Origin of the sequence: Roseibium sp. (assembly GCF_025698965.1) — a bacterium.
In the GTDB taxonomy this organism is placed as follows: Bacteria; Pseudomonadota; Alphaproteobacteria; order Rhizobiales; family Stappiaceae; genus Roseibium.
Genome location: NZ_JAILWL010000599.1, coordinates 1 through 3361 on the forward strand (window position 1 = coordinate 1; position 3361 = coordinate 3361).

The following is a 3361-nucleotide window of genomic DNA, read 5'->3' on the forward strand; positions in this document are numbered from 1 at the left end:
AGACACCCAGAACGGAAACGCCGTCATTGGCCTTGGCGACCAGATCCTTGAGGATTGGAGAGCGTGCTGCGATGGCACCTGCGCGCAGATAGTCACCATAGGAAAACCCGCCGGGAACGACTACCAGGTCGACATCCGGCAATGTGCTTTCCGTGTGCCAGACGCTTTGCGGACGTGCACCGGTGATCTGTTCCAGTGCGTGGAACATGTCACGGTCGCGATTGGAACCCGGGAAAACGATGACGGCGGTTTTCATGAGGCTAATTCCGTTGGTTCAAAGCAGTAGAAAGACGGCGATCATAGCCGCGAGGGCAGGCACCAGAATGAAAATCGCCGCCTTGATCGCCATGAAGGTTATGGCCTTGCGGGTATCTTCATCCATAGCCGGTGATCCGTATTATGCGATTTCGATCGCGTAATTCTCGATCACCGTGTTGGCGAGCAGCTTTTCGCACATCTGCTCCAGTTCGGCTTTGGCAGCGTCCTTGTCAGGACCGGTCAGTTCGACATCGAACACCTTGCCCTGGCGAACAGAGCCGACATCGCCGAAACCGAGGCCCCCGAGTGCACCCTCAATGGCTTTTCCCTGAGGATCGAGAACACCGTTTTTCAAGGTGACGATCACACGTGCTTTCATGAGTTCTATCTCTCCGTCAAAGTCAGGCAGGGCCGTTTGGTTGGCTCCTTACACCAGCTTGATCTGTTCTGGAAGTGAAGAAGAGGCTTAAGTCGAAAAACCCCCGCCAATCTTTCGATTGCGGGGGCTTTTGTCTGATCCTTACTGCACCAGAGTTGGTCCGGTTCCGGCAGGACGCTCGTTGACGGACATGATGCCGAGTCGCTTGGCGACCTCCTGATAGGCTTCCAGCATTCCGCCAAGGTCACGGCGGAAACGGTCCTTGTCCATCTTGTCGTTGGTCTCGATGTCCCAGAGGCGACAGCTGTCGGGGGAAATCTCGTCGGCGACCACAATGCGCATCAGGTCACCTTCGAACAGGCGGCCGCATTCGATCTTAAAGTCGACAAGGCGGATGCCGACACCAAGGAACAGGCCGGACAGGAAATCGTTTACGCGGATGGCGAGCGCCATCATGTCGTCCAGCTCCTGCGGGGTTGCCCATCCGAATGCGGTGACGTGTTCTTCGGCGACCATCGGATCGTCGAGTTCGTCGTTCTTGTAGTAGAATTCGATGATGGAGCGCGGCAACTGAGTGCCTTCCTCAAGCCCGAGGCGCTTCGCGATGGAACCGGCGGCAACGTTGCGTACGACCACTTCGAGCGGAATGATCTCGACTTCGCGGATCAGCTGCTCGCGCATGTTCATGCGGCGGATGAAATGGGTCGGGATGCCGATGGCATTCAGATGGTTGAAGATGAATTCCGAAATACGGTTGTTGAGCACACCCTTGCCGTCAACAATCTCGTGTTTCTTGTTATTGAAGGCGGTCGCGTCGTCCTTGAAGTGCTGAACCAGGGTTCCGGGTTCCGGACCTTCGTAAAGAATCTTCGCTTTACCTTCATAAATGCGCCGGCGGCGGTTCATGGGCTATACCGTATCGTTTTTAGAGAAACCTTGGAAAGGGTCCTTGCTCACCTTGTCTGATTTCCACCGGGACAAAAAACGTCGACCGGCAGGTGCCTTCAGGCTGCAAACCCTCTTTTGCGGCGCGGAACTTACCCGAAGAGAGAGAAAAGTACAATCTTATGTTTTCCTGTGTTTTCGCAGACCTGTTATGCTTTTGACGCAACTTAACAGGTACTGCGTTGATTTGCTGGGCGAGCAGGGATATGCAAGAGACCAAATAAGCCCCATATGGGGGGAAGTGCATCAGCGCAGTTCAGGAGACGATAAGTATGAGCACATTCGACAAGCGCGAACAGGGATTTGAAAACAAATTCGCGCATGACGAGGAGCTGCGGTTCAAGGCAACCGCACGGCGCAACAAATTGCTGGGACTTTGGGCTGCAGAACATTTGGGCCTCGAAGGAGACAAGGCGGAAGAGTATGCCAAGGAAGTTGTCCGGGCCGACTTCGAAGAACCGGGCGATGAAGACGTCTTCCGCAAGATACGCGAAGATTTCGACGCCAACAATGTCGACCAGTCCGATCATCAGATTCGCCGCACCATGGACGAACTGATGAATACGGCAATTGAACAGCTGCAAAACGAAGGCTGATCCCGGCCCGACTTAGATGAATTGAGAAACGCCCGCTGGAAACAGCGGGCGTTTTTTGTCTCCGGTATCCCATCGGTGTTGCATTGCCGGGGCTTTTTTGCCGCATTCAGGACTTGTGATTGCAGTTTTTCAGAGGTTTGATAACCGCCCTAGGCAACATCCCCTCAACCTGGAGATCCTCCGTGACGCAACAATCCTTCCTTGCCGATAAACTTCGTTCCGGAACTCCGGTGATTACGGCATGGACACTGCTATCTGCACCGATGGTGCCGGAACTGCTTGCCAGGGCAGGCTACGAAGCCGTGACACTTGATGTACAGCACGGCATGTTCGACTTTGAGACGACTGTTGAATCCCTTGCAGCGATTGCACTTGGAGGTGCGCACCGTATTGCCCGGATACCGGTTGGTGACAACGCGCTTGCCGGCAGATTCGTTGATATGGGGGCCGAATGCATCATTGCCCCGATGATCAATTCCAAAAAAGAGGCTGAGGAATTCGCGCGGGCAATCAAATATCCGCCGGTTGGCGAACGCAGTTGGTCGCCGTTCCGGGCCGCAATGCTCAGTGGCCAGACAAGTGACCAATATCTAAAAAACGCCAATTCCCAGACGCTTTCACTGGCTATGATTGAAACGCAGGATGCCATTGACGCTTTGGACGATATCCTTTCCGTGCCGGAACTGGATGGTGTGTTTGTCGGACCGAGTGACCTGTCGCTGTCTTTGTCCAAGGGCACTGCGCTTGACCCAAATGGTGTCGGCACGGCCACAATCTGCGCGGACATCGCCCGGCGGACGCGTGCTGCGGGAAAAATCGCCGGTATCTTCTGCTTGAATGCGGAAAAAGTGGAAGAAGGGATCAATCAGGGTTTCCAGCTTTTGTCGCATGGCATTGACACGATCTTCCTGGACCATGCCGCCCGCGCTGCCTTGAAGGAAGTCGAGGCGGTGGTTGCCAGTCCCAAAACGCCTGGGGTCAGCTACTGACCTGAAGCGCCCTGTGACCAACTACAGTCTATCAACCTGTTGTTTCCCAATAAGGCAGTTTCGGGCCGAACAGGCATTCGAAATGTTCGATGAACACCTTGATTTTTCTGGGTAACAGTTTTTTGGCGCCATAAACTGCGTAAAGTGTTTTGGCCGGCATTTCGTATGCCGGTAGCAATCGGATGAGTTTACCG

The 3361-nt window shown here is 54.4% G+C and carries 6 protein-coding genes; 2 read left to right on the forward strand and 4 right to left on the reverse strand.

Annotated elements, in window-relative coordinates:
• The 4 genes from K5905_RS30205 to purC all read right to left on the reverse strand — a co-directional run.
• On the reverse strand, positions 1-256 hold a 256-nt coding region (locus tag K5905_RS30205; RefSeq protein ID WP_297591401.1), incomplete at its 3' end, for a phosphoribosylformylglycinamidine synthase subunit PurQ.
• A gap of 18 nt (positions 257-274) precedes the next feature.
• The gene (locus tag K5905_RS30210; RefSeq protein ID WP_297591402.1) at positions 275-382 is read right to left on the reverse strand and encodes a phosphoribosylformylglycinamidine synthase-associated small membrane protein; all 108 of its coding nucleotides are present in this window, start codon (positions 380-382) and stop codon (positions 275-277) included.
• Positions 383-397: 15 nt separating this feature from the next.
• Positions 398-637 (reverse strand): phosphoribosylformylglycinamidine synthase subunit PurS, encoded by a 240-nt coding sequence (gene purS, locus K5905_RS30215; protein ID WP_297591404.1) that lies wholly within the window; start codon positions 635-637, stop codon positions 398-400.
• Positions 638-778: 141 nt separating this feature from the next.
• A complete protein-coding gene (purC, locus tag K5905_RS30220; protein WP_297591405.1) occupies positions 779-1543 on the reverse strand; it encodes a phosphoribosylaminoimidazolesuccinocarboxamide synthase in 765 nt (254 codons plus the stop codon).
• 311 nt (positions 1544-1854) lie between these two features.
• On the opposite strand from purC, the gene K5905_RS30225 reads away from it, so the two are divergent.
• Together K5905_RS30225 and K5905_RS30230 are read left to right on the forward strand one after the other, a co-directional pair.
• The gene (locus tag K5905_RS30225; RefSeq protein ID WP_297591406.1) at positions 1855-2178 is read left to right on the forward strand and encodes a DUF1476 domain-containing protein; all 324 of its coding nucleotides are present in this window, start codon (positions 1855-1857) and stop codon (positions 2176-2178) included.
• 182 nt (positions 2179-2360) lie between these two features.
• Positions 2361-3167, forward strand: a complete 807-nt coding sequence (locus K5905_RS30230; RefSeq protein ID WP_297591407.1) for an aldolase/citrate lyase family protein — start codon at positions 2361-2363, stop codon at positions 3165-3167.
• The last annotated feature ends 194 nt before the right edge of the window (positions 3168-3361 follow it).

Coding starts and splice junctions, on each gene's coding strand:
- K5905_RS30210 (WP_297591402.1), bottom strand. CDS start 382: ATGGATGAAGATACCCGCAAGGCCATAACCTTCATGGCGATCAAGGCG.
- purS (WP_297591404.1), bottom strand. CDS start 637: ATGAAAGCACGTGTGATCGTCACCTTGAAAAACGGTGTTCTCGATCCT.
- purC (WP_297591405.1), bottom strand. CDS start 1,543: ATGAACCGCCGCCGGCGCATTTATGAAGGTAAAGCGAAGATTCTTTAC.
- K5905_RS30225 (WP_297591406.1), top strand. CDS start 1,855: ATGAGCACATTCGACAAGCGCGAACAGGGATTTGAAAACAAATTCGCG.